General features: G+C 70.9%; 10 protein-coding genes, 1 rRNA gene and 1 pseudogene. All 12 read right to left on the reverse strand.

The features are described from left to right. A 16S ribosomal RNA gene (locus tag ABH929_RS15805) occupies positions 1 to 75 on the reverse strand; the annotation flags it as partial. 536 nt (positions 76 to 611) lie between these two features. Further along, positions 612 to 1,925, reverse strand: coding sequence for a tyrosine--tRNA ligase (tyrS, locus tag ABH929_RS15810; RefSeq protein WP_404561874.1), 1,314 nt, complete (start codon positions 1,923 to 1,925; stop codon positions 612 to 614). Positions 1,926 to 2,052: 127 nt separating this feature from the next. After that, positions 2,053 to 2,748, reverse strand: coding sequence for a DNA-3-methyladenine glycosylase (locus tag ABH929_RS15815; protein ID WP_404561875.1), 696 nt, complete (start codon positions 2,746 to 2,748; stop codon positions 2,053 to 2,055). Then, positions 2,745 to 4,181, reverse strand: coding sequence for an argininosuccinate lyase (gene argH / locus ABH929_RS15820; protein ID WP_404561876.1), 1,437 nt, complete (start codon positions 4,179 to 4,181; stop codon positions 2,745 to 2,747). Before argH ends, ABH929_RS15815 begins: the two co-directional genes overlap by 4 nt. 65 nt (positions 4,182 to 4,246) lie before the next feature. Continuing rightward, positions 4,247 to 5,443: an argininosuccinate synthase gene (locus ABH929_RS15825; RefSeq protein ID WP_263054788.1), complete on the reverse strand. Its 1,197-nt coding sequence runs from the start codon at positions 5,441 to 5,443 to the stop codon at positions 4,247 to 4,249. A gap of 117 nt (positions 5,444 to 5,560) precedes the next feature. Continuing rightward, positions 5,561 to 6,472, reverse strand: a pseudogene (gene argF, locus ABH929_RS15830) (ornithine carbamoyltransferase); the annotation flags it as partial. Next, entirely contained in the window at positions 6,469 to 7,653 is a 1,185-nt protein-coding gene (locus ABH929_RS15835) for an acetylornithine transaminase (protein WP_404561933.1), read from the reverse strand. The gene ABH929_RS15835 and the pseudogene argF, both read right to left, overlap by 4 nt. Before the next feature lie 50 nt (positions 7,654 to 7,703). After that, a complete protein-coding gene (argB, locus tag ABH929_RS15840; RefSeq protein ID WP_111086280.1) occupies positions 7,704 to 8,756 on the reverse strand; it encodes an acetylglutamate kinase in 1,053 nt (350 codons plus the stop codon). Then, a complete protein-coding gene (gene argJ, locus ABH929_RS15845; protein WP_235035773.1) occupies positions 8,756 to 9,964 on the reverse strand; it encodes a bifunctional glutamate N-acetyltransferase/amino-acid acetyltransferase ArgJ in 1,209 nt (402 codons plus the stop codon). Before argJ ends, argB begins: the two co-directional genes overlap by 1 nt. Then, positions 9,961 to 11,058 (reverse strand): N-acetyl-gamma-glutamyl-phosphate reductase, encoded by a 1,098-nt coding sequence (locus ABH929_RS15850; protein WP_404561877.1) that lies wholly within the window; start codon positions 11,056 to 11,058, stop codon positions 9,961 to 9,963. Before ABH929_RS15850 ends, argJ begins: the two co-directional genes overlap by 4 nt. A gap of 78 nt (positions 11,059 to 11,136) precedes the next feature. Beyond that, positions 11,137 to 13,629: a phenylalanine--tRNA ligase subunit beta gene (gene pheT, locus ABH929_RS15855; RefSeq protein ID WP_404561878.1), complete on the reverse strand. Its 2,493-nt coding sequence runs from the start codon at positions 13,627 to 13,629 to the stop codon at positions 11,137 to 11,139. Further along, the gene (gene pheS, locus ABH929_RS15860; protein WP_111086283.1) at positions 13,629 to 14,669 is read right to left on the reverse strand and encodes a phenylalanine--tRNA ligase subunit alpha; all 1,041 of its coding nucleotides are present in this window, start codon (positions 14,667 to 14,669) and stop codon (positions 13,629 to 13,631) included. Before pheS ends, pheT begins: the two co-directional genes overlap by 1 nt. Between the last annotated feature and the right edge of the window lie 80 nt (positions 14,670 to 14,749).

Below are 14,749 nucleotides of genomic sequence, written 5' to 3' on the forward strand. Positions count from 1 at the left end.
GCATCATCGTTCGACTTGCATGTGTTAAGCACGCCGCCAGCGTTCGTCCTGAGCCAGGATCAAACTCTCCGTAAAAAAATACAGACCCAACACCCCAAAGGGCATTAGACCGAGTTGATTCTGACTGTTGACTGTCAACTGACAATCTTCAATCCAAAAGGAATTGCATCATGACCCAGTCAGCAAGCCGACCAGGCACGAGGTCAATCAATAAATTGGCATTGACAATGTGCACGCTGTTGAGTTCTCAAGAACCAGACGCACTCGCTCTTCGGCTCAGGTTCGAGCTCCAGCCACGAGGCTTGTGTACTTGGCTTGCCACCGGCGTGTCGTCGGACCCGGAGGTCCTGTGGCTCATCCCCGAGGGGGGAGAACCGGTGGGCTTGTCATCCTAAGCGTCGAAGCGATCGAGCACAAGGCCAGATCTGATCTTCAGTGGAGGATGGTCCCGCTTGAGGGCCGACGTGCTCTGGGCTTTCGCTCCAGCCGCTCCGCCGCACCTTTGGGGTGACGAGTAGGAACTTTACGCAGGGCTGGGCGAGTGTGCCAAGCCAGGCCCGATCCCGGGCGTGTCGCGTTGTGCAACACGCGTCGCCCAGGTGCCGGCGCGATCAGGCCAGCGTCACACCGGCGAGGGTCTTCTTGCCGCGGCGGAGCACGAGGACTCCCCCGGGCAGGGCGAGGTCCGACAGCGGTGCGGTGGCGTCCTCGGCCCGGACGTTGTTCACGTACACGCCGCCCTGGTCGATCGCCCGCCGGGCTTCACCGAGGGACTTCACGAGCTCGGTCTCCACGAGAGCCCGGGCCACGTCGGCGCCGGCCTCGATCGTGACCGAACCCGGCAGCTCCGCGATCGCCGACCGCAGGGTGACCGGGTCGAGGGCACCGAGGTCGCCGTTGCCGAACAGTGCGGCCGCAGCGTCGATCGCGGCCTCGGTGGCGTCGACCCCGTGCACGAGCGAGGTGACCTCGAACGCGAGGGTCCGCTGCGCTTCGCGTCGGAACGGTTCGTCGGCGACCGCCTGCTCGAGTCGCTCGATCTCGGCACGGGACAGGAACGTGAACTCCCGCAGGCGGGCGATCACGTCGGCATCGGCCGTGTTGAGCCAGAACTGGTACAGCGCGTACGGCGACGTCATCTCGGCGTCGAGCCAGATCGCGTTGCCCTCGCTCTTGCCGAACTTCGTGCCGTCCGAGTTCGTGATCAAGGGTGTCCCGAGCGCGTGCACCGTCGCCCCCTCGGCACGACGGATGAGCTCCGTCCCCGAGGTCAGGTTGCCCCACTGGTCCGAGCCACCCGTCTGCAGCGTGCAGCCGTACTGCCGGAAGAGCTCGCGGTAGTCGAGGCCCTGCAGGATCTGGTAGCTGAACTCGGTGTAGCTGATGCCTGCGTCCGAGTTCAGCCGCGCGGCGACGGCGTCCTTCTTGAGCATCGAGTTCACCCGGAAGTACTTGCCGACGTCTCGCAGGAAGTCGATGGCGGACATCGGTGACGTCCAGTCCAGGTTGTTCACCAGCCGGACGCCGTTGTCACCGTCCGGACTGAGGAACCGCGACACCTGTCCCTGCAGACGCGCCACCCACTCGGCGACGGTCTCGCGGGTGTTCAGCGTGCGCTCCGCCGTCGGACGCGGGTCGCCGATGAGCCCCGTCGATCCCCCGACGAGCGCCAGCGGCTTGTGTCCGGCGAGCTGCAACCGACGCATGGTCAGGAGCTGCAGCAGGTTGCCGCAGTGCAACGACGGCGCCGTGGGGTCGAAGCCGCAGTAGTACGTGATCGGATCACCGTCGAGGGCCTCTTGGAGTGCGGTCTCGTCGGTCGAGACCTGCACCAGACCGCGCCAGCGCAGTTCGTCCCACACCGAGGCGAAGGTGGGGTCGTTCTGCTGGCGCGTCAGGACGTCTTGAGCGGTATCACTGGACACCCCGCCATCGTAGCGGCGGCGCACAACCGACAGCGCGTCGTCGACCGGGAGGCCCGTGGTGCGTCTGGGCCCACGCCGCCGGTTCCGGCGCGACGCGCCAGCGGCGGGCCGGCCGTGCCGGTGGGGATCAGTCGAGGGCACCCTTGTGCCGCCGGTACGTCGAGACCGTCGGGTCGCCCGTCAACCAGAAGCGCCAGGGGTACCGCGCACCGCCGGCGATGCCGCCGACACCGGTGCGCGGTCCGCGCGAGATGCGCGGGACCGGACCCGTCCCACCGGGGCCGGGTGTGGTCTCGGTCAGGAGTTCCTCGACGACGCGGGCCGGCGGGGCGGAGGCGAGCCGCGCCTCCAGGCCGGGTGGCAACGTGAGCACGAACGGACCGGACCCGTCGAGCAGCGAGGTGCCGTCGTCCTGTCCGAGCACCGCGCCGAGGGCACCACCGAGGTTGCCGGGGCCACGCGCCAACGCGACGTCGGCGACCGACGGTCCACGTCGTTCGCGTGCGGTGTCGGCGCCCTCGATCACCTGCGCACCGCGGAGCAGGGAACCGGAGGAGGTGCCGGCCGGCGCGCTCACGACGTTGACGCAGGTGTGGATGCCGTACGAGCGGTACGCGTACAGGGTGCCCGGCGACCCGAACAGGTGGCGGTTGCGCTCGGTCTGGCCGCGGTGGCCGTGCGAGCCGGGGTCGGTGGGGCCGAAGTAGGCCTCGACCTCGGTGATGCGCAGGGTCACTCCACGGCCCGTGATCGTCGCACCGAGCAGCGCCGGGGCGATGCGCGGCGCCGGCTCGGCGAGCATCGCGAGCAGCCCCTCGGTCATCGCGTGAAGGGTGCGCCCTCGGCGAGGTCGTGGACGCGACGCGTGACGGACGCCAGCTGCTCGGCCACTCGGTCTGGAGCGGTCCCGCCGACACCCGAGCGGGACGCGACGCTGCCCTCGATCGTGAGCACGGCACGGACCCCGGGGGTCAGGTGCTCGGAGACCGACCGGTACTCGTCGTCGGTCGGGTCGTCGAGCTCGATGCCGCGCTGCTCGCAGTACCGGACCAACGCGCCGGACACCTCGTGCGCGTCACGGAACGGGACTCCCTGGCGGACCAGCCACTCGGCTACGTCGGTCGCGAGCGAGAAGCCCTGCGGCGCGAGCTCGGCCATCCGGTCCGTGTCGAACGTGAGCGTCGCGATCATGCCGGTGAAGGCGGGCAGCAGGACCTCGAGCGTGGCGACCGAGTCGAAGACGGGCTCCTTGTCCTCCTGCAGGTCGCGGTTGTAGGCGAGCGGCAGACTCTTCAGGGTCGCGAGCAGGCCCGTCAGGTTGCCGATCAGACGACCGGACTTGCCGCGCGCGAGCTCGGCGATGTCCGGGTTCTTCTTCTGCGGCATGATGCTCGAGCCGGTCGAGAACGCGTCGTGGAGCCGGACGAAGCCGAACTCCTTCGTGTTCCAGAGGATGACCTCCTCCGACAGCCGCGAGACGTCGATGCCGATCTGCGCGAGCACGAACGCGAACTCGGCGACGACGTCGCGGGCGGCCGTGGCGTCGATCGAGTTGTCGGCCGGGCGGTCGAACCCGAGCTCCGCGGCGATCGCGGCGGGGTCGAGGCCGAGCGAGCTGCCGGCGAGCGCACCGGCGCCGTACGGGCTCACGCTCGCGCGGCCCGCCCAGTCGCGGAGGCGCTCGAGGTCGCGGACCAACGGCCACGCGTGCGCCAGCAGGTGGTGCGCGAGGAGGACGGGCTGCGCGTGCTGCAGGTGCGTGCGACCCGGCATGATCGCGGCCGGGTGCTCGTTGGCCTGCTGGGTGATCGCGTCGACCAGGTCGATCACGAGTCGGCCGATGCGCCGCCCGTGGTCGAGCATGTGCATCCGCCCGAGCGTCGCGATCTGGTCGTTGCGGCTGCGGCCGGCGCGGAGCTTGCCGCCGAGTTCCGGACCGAGGTCGGCGATGAGGAGGCGCTCGAGGGCGCCGTGGACGTCCTCGTCGGACGCATCGGGCTGCAGCGTGCCGTCGGCGTGCGCGGCCTCGAGCCGGTCGAGTCCGGCGAGCATGCGCTCGAGCTCGTCCGCCGTCAGGTACCCGGCCGTGTGCAGTGCCCGGGCGTGCGCGCGGGAGCCGGCGATGTCGTACGGGGCGAGCTGCCAGTCGAAGTGCGTCGACTTCGACAGCGCTGCCAGGGCCGCACTCGGGCCGTCGGCGAAGCGGGCGCCCCAGAGGGCTCCGGTGTTGGTGGCGTCGGTCTTCTCGTCGGTCATGTCGTCCTGCGTCGTTGTCGTTGGGCCGGGTGGCGGCGGTGTGTCGTCCGCCGGGTGGCGTGCTGTCAGTTCGCCGCGTCGCGGCGGGCGGAGATCTTGCTGGGGAGCGACCAGAGTTCGGTGAAGCCCTTCGAGAGGGACTGGTCGAACGTGTCGCCGGTGTCGTAGGTGGCGAGGTCGAAGTCGTACAGGCTCTGCTCCGAGCGACGGCCGGTGACCGTCGCGCGACCGCCGTGCAGCTGGAGGCGGACGTCGCCGGAGACGTGCTGCTGGGTGTGGTCGACGAAGGCGTCGAGGCTGCGCTTCAGCCCGCCGAACCACAGGCCGTCGTAGACCAGGTCGGCCCACTCCGACTCGACACCGCGCTTGTAGCGGTTCACGTCCCGCTCGAGGGTGAGGCGCTCGAGCTCCTCGTGCGCCGTGATGAGCGCGATCGCCGCCGGGGCCTCGTACACCTCGCGCGACTTGATGCCGACGAGACGGTCCTCGACGACGTCGATCCGACCGACGCCGTGCTTGCCGGACACGGCGTTCAGCTCCTGCACGATCCGCAGCACGCTGAAGCGCTGCCCGTCGAGCGCCACCGGGACGCCGCGCTCGAACGTGATGGTCACCTCGTCCGGGTCGCGCGGGACGGCGGGGTCCTGGGTGTAGGCGTAGAGGTCCTCGGTCGGGGCGTTCCACGGGTCTTCGAGGAAACCCGTCTCGACCGCGCGGCCCCACACGTTCTGGTCGATCGAGAACGGCGACCGCTGTGACTGCTGGATCGGCAGGGCGTGCTGCTCGGCGTACGCGATCGCCTTGTCACGGGTCAGGGCGAGGTCACGCACCGGAGCCACGCTGCGCAGGTCCGGGGCGATCGCCGCGACCGCTGCCTCGAAGCGGACCTGGTCGTTGCCCTTGCCGGTGCAGCCGTGCGCCACGCTGTCGGCGCCGAGCTGCTTCGCCGTCAGCGCGAGGTGCTTCGCGATGAGCGGGCGGCTCAGCGCCGACACCAGCGGGTAGCGCTTCTGGTAGAGCGCGTTGGCCTTGAGGGCCGGCACGATGTACTCGTCGGCGTACTCGTCCTTGGCGTCGACCACGATCGACTCGACGGCCCCGCAGTCGAGCGCGCGCTGTCGGATCGCGTCGAGGTCCTCGCCGCCCTGGCCGACGTCGACCGCGAGTGCCACCACCTCCTTGCCGGTGGCGTCACGCAGCCAGCCGATCCCGACGGAGGTGTCGAGGCCGCCGGAGTAGGCGAGGACGACGCGGTCAGCCATGCGGTGCGCCTACGCGGTCGCCGCGGCGGTCGCAGCGGTCGCGGTGTTCGCGCTGTTCGCGCCGTTCGCGCCGTTCGCGCCGTTCGCGCCGTTCGCGCCGTGCGCGCCGTTCGCGGCGAGGAGCCAGGCCAGCAGCGCTTTCTGGGCGTGCAGACGGTTCTCCGCCTCGTCCCAGATGATGCTGCGCGGCCCGTCGATGACGTCGGCGGTCACCTCGTAGCCACGGTCGGCGGGCAGGCAGTGCATGAACACCGCGTCGTCGGCAGCGTGCGCCATCAGTGCGTCGTCCACGCGGTACCCCGAGAAGGTGTCGAGGCGCGACTGCTTCTCGGACTCCTTGCCCATCGAGACCCACGTGTCGGTGACCACGACGTCGGCGCCGGCGACCGCTGCCACCGGGTCGGTGACGACGAGGACGGAGCCGCCGGTCTCGGCCGAACGGTGCTCGGCGTCGGTGACGACCTGCGGGGACGGCGAGAACTCGGCGGGAGCCGCGACGCGGACGTGCATGCCCGCGGTCGCACCGGCGAGCAGGTACGACTGCGCCATGTTGCTCGCGCCGTCGCCGATGAACGCCACGGTCTGGCCCGCCAGCGTCCCGCGGTGCTCGCGGATGGTGAGCAGGTCGGCGAGCAGCTGGCACGGGTGGAAGTCGTCGGACAGCGCGTTGACCACGGGGACGGTCGTGTCGGCGGCCATCTCTTCGAGACCGGCCTGACCGTAGGTGCGCCAGACGATCGCGGACACCATGCGCTCGAGCACGCGGGCGGTGTCCGACGGGGTCTCCTTGCCGCCGAGCTGGCTGTTCGCCGTCGAGATGATGAGCGGGCTGCCGCCCAGGTCGGAGATGCCGACGTGGAACGACACCCGGGTGCGGGTCGACGACTTGTCGAAGATGACCGCGACACTCTGCGGGCCGGCGAGGGGCTTCGCACCCCAGCGGTCGGCCTTCATCTGGTCGGCGATGTCGAGGATCGCGGACTGCTCGGCCTGGCTGAGGTCGTCGTCCCGGAGGAAGTGGCGGGTCATGCGGAGGTCTCCTGGGTAGCGGTGCCCTGCTCGGCAGCGACGGCCGCGAGGCTCTGGGCGAGGATCGACACGAACTCGTCGATCTCGGCGTCGGACACGATGAGCGGCGGCGCGAGGCGCAGGCTCGACTCGTTCGGTGCGTTGATGATGAGGCCGCGCTCGAGGGCGGCGGCGTTCACCGCGGCCGCGATCGGGCCGGTGAGCCCGACGCCGATGAGCAGGCCGGTGCCGCGGACCTCTTCGACGAGCGGCGAGCCGATGCCGGCGATGCCGGCCCGGATCCGCTCGCCCTTGACCACGGCGGCCGCGACGAGGTCGGCACGCTCGATCTCGGCGAGGACCGCGTTCGCCACGCGGGTGCCGAGCGGGTTGCCGCCGAAGGTCGAACCGTGCTGACCGGCCGAGAACAGGTCGGACGCCCACCCGAAGGTCACGAGCGCACCGATCGGGAAGCCGCCGGCGATGCCCTTGGCCACCGTGACGGCGTCGGGGGTGAAGCCGTGGCCCTGGTAGGTGAACCAGTTGCCCGTCCGGCCGACGCCGGTCTGGATCTCGTCGAGGATCAGCAGCGCACCGTGCTCCTCGGTCAGCCGGCGCGCGGCGAGCAGGAACCCCTCGGGCAGGTCGACGACGCCGGCCTCGCCCTTGATCGGCTCGATGACGATCGCTGCGACCGTGTCGTCGATGGACGCCTCGAGCGCTGCGACGGTGGAGTCGATGTGCTCGACCCCCGGGATCATCGGCAGGAAGTCCTGCTGCAGCGCGGGCTTGCCGGTGAGCGCGAGTGCACCCATCGTCCGGCCGTGGAACCCCTGCTTCAGCGCGAGGATGCGGGTCTTCTGCCCGTCGGCGCCCTTGTTCAGGCGCGCGAGCTTGAACGCGGCCTCGTTCGCCTCGGCACCAGAGTTGCCGAAGTACACCCGCCCGGCGTCGCCCGCACCGGTGATGCGCTTGAGACGCTCCGCCAGCTCGAGCTGGGGCGGCGTCGCGAAGTAGTTCGACACGTGCACGAGCTTCGCGGCCTGGTCGGCGATCGCCTCGACCAGGACGGGGTGCGCGTGGCCGAGCGAGTTCACGGCGATGCCCGCCAGGAAGTCGAGGTACTCGTTGCCCTCGACGTCCCAGACACGGCAGCCCTGTCCGCGCTCGAGCATGATCTTCGGCGGGGTCAGGGATCGCATGAGCGACGCCCCGAACCGGTCGTTCCAGGTCTCGGTCTGCGTCTCGCTGCTCACGGCTGCTGCCCCTTCTCGGTCGTGCTGGCCACGTGTTGGCCGGTACTGGTGCTCGTCGACGGTGCTGCGACGCGTCGGCCGATCTCGGCGTGGGTCATCTGGTTCTCGGTGCGTCGGCTCGGGTCCGGGATCACCTCGGTGCCCGCACCACGCAGGGTGAAGACCTCGAGCAGGATCGAGTGCGGGATCCGGCCGTCGATGATCGTCGCCCCGCCGACCCCGCCGACCACGGCGTCGAGGCACGCGGTCATCTTCGGGATCATGCCCGACTCGAGGGACGGCAGGAGCTCGCGGAGCTCCTCGACCGCGATGAGGTCGACGAGCGAGTCGCGGTCCGGCCAGTTGCGGTACAGGCCGGGGACGTCGGTGAGCATGATGAGCTTCGACGCACGCAGTGCGATCGCCAGGGCACCCGCGGCTGCGTCGGCGTTCACGTTGAGCGCCTGGTCCGGGTGGGCGTCGTCGATCGCGATGCTCGACACCACCGGGATGCGGCCGGCCTCGATCGCGGCGAGTACCCCTGACGGGTCGACGTGGGTGATGTCACCGACGTGCCCGAGGTCGTACTCCTGCCCGTCGACGACCACGCCCTTCTGCTCACCGGTGAACAGGGACCCACCGTCGCCGAACACGCCGACGGCCAGGCCTTCGCCGTGCTCGTTCATCAGGTCGACGATCTCGCGGTTGACCTCGCCCGCCAGGACGTCGCGGACGACGGAGATCGCCTCGGTCGTGGTGACGCGGTAACCGCCGCGGAACTCGGACTCGATGCCCTGTTCCTTGAGCGCGGCCGAGATCTGCGGACCCCCGCCGTGCACGACGACGGGGTGCAGCCCGGCGTAGCGGAGGTAGACCATGTCCTCGGCGAACGCACGCTTGAGGTCCTCGTTCACCATCGCGTTGCCGCCGAACTTGACGACGACGACCTTGCCGGAGAACCGCTTGAGCCACGGCAGGGACTCGATCAGGGTCGCGGCCTTGACGGCCGCGAACTCGTGCTCTTCTTCCTTCGTGAGGGGTGTCCCGGCCCCTTCGGTGTCGTTCGCCATCAGCTGGAGTACGCGCTGTTCTCGTGCACGTAGTCGTGCGTGAGGTCGTTGGTCAGGATCGTCGCCGAGTGCGTCCCGACGCCGAGGTCGATGCGCACGTGGGTGTCCCGCGGTGTCAGGTCGACGGTGTCGCTCGGCTGGTCTGGGGCGCCGGCGTGGCAGACCCGGACACCGTTCATGCTGACGTCGACCGCGTACGGGTCGAAGTCGGCGTCCGTGGTGCCGATGGCAGCGAGGACCCGACCCCAGTTCGGGTCGTTGCCGAAGACTGCCGCCTTGAACAGGTTGTTGCGCGCCACACTCCGGCCGACGGTGACGGCGTCGTCCTCGGTCGCGGCGTGCACGACCTCGATCGCGATGTCGTGGCTGGCGCCCTCGGCGTCCTGCTGCAGCTGGCGGGCCAGGTCGGCGCAGACCGCGGTCAGGGCTTCCTGGAAGTCGCCGACCTCGGGCGTCACCCCGCTCGCACCCGACGACAGCAGCACGACGGTGTCGTTCGTCGACATGCAGCCGTCCGAGTCGACGCGGTCGAAGGTGATGCGGGTGGCCGCGCGGAGGGCCTGGTCGAGCTGGTCCGGGGTCTGCACGGCGTCGGTGGTGATCACGACGAGCATCGTCGCGAGCCCGGGTGCGAGCATGCCGGCACCCTTCGCCATGCCGCCGACGGTCCAGCCGTCCTCGGTCACCACGGACTGCTTCGCCCTGGTGTCGGTCGTCATGATGGCCGTGGCCGCGTCCGGGCCGCCGTCGGCGCTCAGTGCGGTGCTCGCCAGGTCGACCCCGCGCAGCACGTTGTCGCGGAACGTCTGGTCACCGACCCCGATGAGACCGGTGGAGCAGACGACGACGTCGCCCGCGCCGATGCCGAGGGCGTCGCCCACCGCTTCGGCGGTCAGGTGCGTGGTCTGGAAGCCGAAGGGGCCCGTGAAGCAGTTGGCGCCGCCCGAGTTCAACACGACGGCGCGCGCGACGCCGTCACCGACGACCTGGCGGGACCAGATCACCGGGTGCGCCTGCGCGCGGTTGCTGGTGAAGACGGCGGCCACGGCTGCGTCGGGCCCGTCGTTGACGACGAGTGCCACGTCCGGCTTGCCGCTGGTCTTCAGGCCGGCGGTCACGCCGGCAGCGCGGAAACCCGCTGCCGCGGTGACGCCCTGGAGGCCCGGTTCGCCCTGGGTGGGCTTGCTCACGTCGGTGAGGTCGGTCACGGTGCGACTCCGTCCACGCTGAGGCCCAGGGTCTCCGGCAGACCCAGGGCGATGTTGGTCGACTGGACGGCGGCACCCGCCGTGCCCTTCGCGAGGTTGTCGAGTGCCGTCACGGCGACGACGCGGCCTGCGGCCTCGTCGACCGCGATGCCGACGAGCGCGGTGTTCGCGCCGATGGTGTCCGCGACCCGGGGGAACTCGCCCTCGGGCAACAGGTGCACGAACGGCTCGTCGGCGTAGGCCTGCTCCCAGGCGAGCCGCACGTCGCGGGCGCTGACACCCGGGGTGATCTTGGCCGTCGTCGTCGCGAGGATGCCCCGCGACATCGGGACGAGCACGGGCGTGAACGAGATCGTCACGTCGGCAGCACCCGCGACGACCAGGTTCTGCTGGATCTCCGGGACGTGCCGGTGCGTGCCGCCCACCGCGTAGGCGCTGGCGGAGCCCATGATCTCGGACGCCAGGTAGGTGTTGGCGAGCTTCTTGCCGGCACCGCTCGGGCCGACGCTCAGCACCGCGACGATGTCGTCCGACTCGACGAGCCCGGCCTGGATGCCCGGCTGGATGCCGAGCGTCACCGCGGTGACGTTGCACCCGGGGACCGCGATCCGCTTGGTGCCGACCAGGGCCGAACGCTGCTTGCCCTGCGACGCGATGTCCTCGACCTCGCGCCACTCGTCGGCCGAACCCGGGGTCGGGGCGGCGAGCAGGAGCTCGGGCAGGCCGTAGGTCCAGGCGCCGTGGTAGTCGCCACCGTAGAACCGAGCCCAGGCCGCGGGGTCCGTCAGCCGGTGGTCCGCGCCGCAGTCCACCACGAGTGCGTCGTCGCCGAGCTCCTCGGTGATCGCCCCCGACTGACCGTGCGGCAGCGCCAGGAACACGACGTCGTGCCCTCGGAGCGTCTCGGCCGTCGTCTTCTCGAGGGTCAGGTGCGACAGCGAACGGAGGTGCGGCTGCGTCGCGATCAACGGCTGTCCGGCGTTCGAGAACGCCGTCACCGTCCTGACGTCGAACTCGGGATGGGCGGAGAGCACGCGCAGGAGCTCACCACCCGCGTAGCCGGAGGCTCCCGCCACGGCGACGGATACGGACATGGGATTCCACCTTTGGTCGGACTGGTCGTCGAGAGAGTCGGAGGCGGCGACCCCGGGCGGTGCTGATCCCGTCGTGGATCAGTCGCGCAGGGTCGCCCCGAATCGCTCGCCGGCACGTCGGACTGCGCCGTCGCGGGCCTCGGTGGCCTCGGCAGCGGTCAGCGTGCGGTCCGTGGCACGGAAGCGCAGGGCGAACGTCAGGGACTTCTGTCCCTCGTCCACGCCGGAGCCCCGGTAGTCATCCACGAGCCGAGCATACTCCAACAGGTCTCCGGCACCAGAGCGGACCGCATCCAACACGTCACCGGCCGGCACCCCGGCGTCGACGACCAGGGACAGGTCCTGCGTCGCCGCCGGGTACGACACGATCGGCGCGACCGCGACGAGGTCGGGGGCCGCGGCCACCATGGCGTCGAGGTCGAGCTCGACCACGGCCACCACGCGGGGCAGCACCGCGGCGGCGGACAGCTCCGGCAGGAGTTCGCCGGCGACACCCACGACGGTGTCGCCCACGAGCAGCGATGCCGCGCGGCCCGGGTGCAGGGACGGGTGGGTGGTCTGTGCGACGCGCAGTTCCACGCCGACGGCCCACGCGACCTGGCGAGCCGCGTCGATCGCATCGGCGATGCCGTACTGCTCGGCCGCGACGCCCGCCTGCTTGCCGACGCGGTTGCCGGTGAGCAGGGCGGACACGTGGAACGGCTGTGCGGGCAGGGACGCGTCGAGCGCCGCGAGCGTCGCGCGGTCGGGCAGCGCGGCACCGGCCGGGACCTCGTCGGTGCCGAGCGTCACGCCCGTCACCGGCAGGAACACCCGCGAGGTCTCGTAGAGCGCGACATCGAGCAGGCCGCGCGACACGTTGCGACGGGCCGCGTCCACGAGGGCCGGCACACCACTGCGGCGGAGCAGGTTCTGCTCGCTGTCGAGGGCGTTGGCGAGGACGACGCTCGGGCCGCCATCCGGGTCGATCCCCGGGTAGGCGTCCTGCGTCGCGGCGGAGACGAACGGCGCCGTCACCGCTTCGACCAGCCCCGCGGCGGCGAGGGCCGCGGAGACCCGACGGCGCGCCTGCTGGTGCGGAGTGAGTCCGCGTCCGGGCGGGGCGACGGGGAGCACGCTCGGGATGCGGTCGTACCCGACGATCCGCGCGACCTCTTCGACCAAGGTGGTGTCGTCGGTCAGGTCGGGACGCCAGGTCGGCGGGGTGACGGCGAGCTGCGAACCGTCGACCTGCACCGTCGCGCCGATCGCACGGAGGGTGTCCACGACCTCGGCGTCGGTGTAGTCCACGCCGATGAGCTCGGCCGGACGCGAGGTCCGCATGGCGACCGTCGCACGGGGCTCGGTGTCGACGAGCGTGGAACCGAGGGCGTCGGCCGTGCCGCCGGCCAGCTCGACGAGGAGGTCGACGGCGCGGTTCGCAGCAGCCTCGGCCACGAGCGGGTCGACGCCGCGCTCGAACCGACGGGAGGCCTCGCTCGGCAGCTTGTGGCGGCGAGCGGTCCGCGCGATCGAGACCTGGTCGAAGCCGGCTGCCTCGATCAGGACGTCGGTCGTGCTCGCCGAGATCTCGGTCCGGGCACCGCCCATCACGCCGGCGAGTCCGACGGGGCCGTCGTCGTCGGTGATGACGAGGTCCTCGGGGTCGAGCTTCCGCACGGCGCCGTCGAGGGTCTCGAGCGTCTCGCCGACAGCTGCACGACGGACACCCAGGCCACCGCGCACGGTCGACAGGTCGTAGCCGTGCAGCGGCTGGCCGAGCTCGAACATGACGTAGTTCGTGATGTCGACCGGCAGCGAGATCGAGCGGACGCCTGCCAGGGCGAGACGCGACACCATCCAGGCCGGTGTCTTCGCCGTGGGGTCGATACCACGGACGACGCGGGTGACGAAGGTGCTCGCGCCCACGCGACCACGGATCGGGGCCCGGTCGTCGATCGTCACCGAGAAGCCCTCGGCCGCGCGGGGTGCGACGCGGTCGACGGGGTCGTGGAAGCTCGCGCCGGTGGCGTGGGCGTACTCACGCGCGACACCGCGCATGCTCAGCACGTACCCGCGGTCCGGCGTGACGTTGATCTCGACCGCCGCGTCGTCGAGGCCGAGGAGCGCGATGGCGTCCTGGCCGACGTCGGGCTCCATGTCGAGGTCGGCGAAGCGGAGGATGCCCTCGTGCTCGTCGCCGAGACCGAGCTCGCGTGCCGAGGCGATCATGCCGTCGGAGACGTGGCCGTAGGTCTTGCGGGCCGCGATCGGGAACGGTCCGGGCAGCACGGCACCGGGCAGCGTCACGACGACGAGGTCGCCCACGTCGAAGTTGTGCGCACCGCAGACGATGCCGCGGGGCTCGGGCTCGCCGACGTCCACCTGGCACCAGTTGATCGTCTTGCCGTTCTTCTGCGGCTCGGGGACGCGCTCGAGCACCCGGCCGACCACGACGGGGCCGGTCAGGTCGAACGTGTGGACGTCCTCTTCCTCGAAGCCGACCGACACGAGCGCCGCGTGGACGTGCTCGAGGGTGACGTCCTCGGGGAGGTCGACGGACTCGCCGAGCCAGCGGAGTGGGACGCGCATCAGACCACCGTTCCGAACTGCTGCGAGAAGCGGATGTCGCCCTCGAGGAAGTCACGCATGTCGTTCAGGCCGTTGCGGAACTGCAGCGTCCGCTCGATGCCCATGCCGAAGGCGAAGCCTTGGTACTCGTCCGGGTCGATGCCGGCGGCACGCAGGACGTTCGGGTTGACCATGCCGCAGCCGCCCCACTCGACCCACCGGGCGCCGCCCTTGGCGTTCGGCTGCCAGACGTCCATCTCGGCGCTGGGCTCGGTGAACGGGAAGTAGTTCGGGCGCAGACGGATCTGCGCCTCGGCGCCGAAGACCTGGCGGGCGAAGTGCTCGAGCGTGCCGCGCAGGTGTGCCATCGTCAGGCCCTTGTCGATCGCGATGCCCTCGACCTGGGTGAAGACCGGCAGGTGCGTGGCGTCGAGCTCGTCGGCGCGGTACACACGGCCCGGGGCGATGACGTAGAGCGGGAGGTCGCGGGACAGCAGTGACCGCACCTGCACGGGCGACGTGTGGGTGCGCATGACCAGGTGGCGGTCGACGGGCTCGACGAAGATCGTGTCCGCCATGGCCCGGGCCGGGTGGTCCTGGTCGAAGTTCAGGGCGTCGAAGTTGAACCACTCGTGCTCGAGCTCGGGCCCCTCTGCCACTTCCCACCCCATGCCGACGAAGATGTCCGCGACGGCTTCGTTGAGCAGCGAGAGCGGGTGGCGCGAGCCGGTCGGGCGGTGGGTCGGCAACGCGGTGACGTCGACACGCTCGGCCTCGAGCCGCGCGCGCTCTTCCGCCACGGCGAGGACCGACTCCTGCTCCGCGATCGCCGCGTTCAGCCGCCCGCGGGCCTGACCGACGAGCTTGCCGGCCGCGGCCTTCTGCTCCGGCGGCACGCTGCGCATCGACGCGTTCATCCGAGCCAGCGGCGACTGCTCACCGGTGTGCTCGGCCCTGGCCTGCTTCAGTTCGGCGACCGTCGTCGTGGCGCGGACGGCGGCGAGTGCTGCGTCCACGGCGTCGGCGACGGCCGATTCGCTGATCTCGAGAGGTTCTGACACGAGACCCAAGCCTACCGGCCGACGGGATACCACCCGCCTGCACCGGTCGGACTGGGCCCACGCGGGCCGGTCCCGGCGCG

The organism is Curtobacterium sp. AB7 (genome assembly GCF_044909335.1).
Lineage (GTDB): Bacteria > Actinomycetota > Actinomycetes > Actinomycetales > Microbacteriaceae > Curtobacterium.

What these genes read in the sequence shown, in the direction of transcription:
- ABH929_RS15815 (WP_404561875.1), bottom strand. Translation starts at nt 2,748, where the DNA reads ATGACCGAGGGGCTGCTCGCGATGCTCGCCGAGCCGGCGCCGCGCATC.
- argH (WP_404561876.1), bottom strand. Translation starts at nt 4,181, where the DNA reads ATGACCGACGAGAAGACCGACGCCACCAACACCGGAGCCCTCTGGGGC.
- ABH929_RS15825 (WP_263054788.1), bottom strand. Translation starts at nt 5,443, where the DNA reads ATGGCTGACCGCGTCGTCCTCGCCTACTCCGGCGGCCTCGACACCTCC.
- ABH929_RS15835 (WP_404561933.1), bottom strand. Translation starts at nt 7,653, where the DNA reads ATGCGATCCCTGACCCCGCCGAAGATCATGCTCGAGCGCGGACAGGGC.
- argB (WP_111086280.1), bottom strand. Translation starts at nt 8,756, where the DNA reads ATGGCGAACGACACCGAAGGGGCCGGGACACCCCTCACGAAGGAAGAA.
- ABH929_RS15850 (WP_404561877.1), bottom strand. Translation starts at nt 11,058, where the DNA reads ATGTCCGTATCCGTCGCCGTGGCGGGAGCCTCCGGCTACGCGGGTGGT.
- pheT (WP_404561878.1), bottom strand. Translation starts at nt 13,629, where the DNA reads ATGCGCGTCCCACTCCGCTGGCTCGGCGAGTCCGTCGACCTCCCCGAG.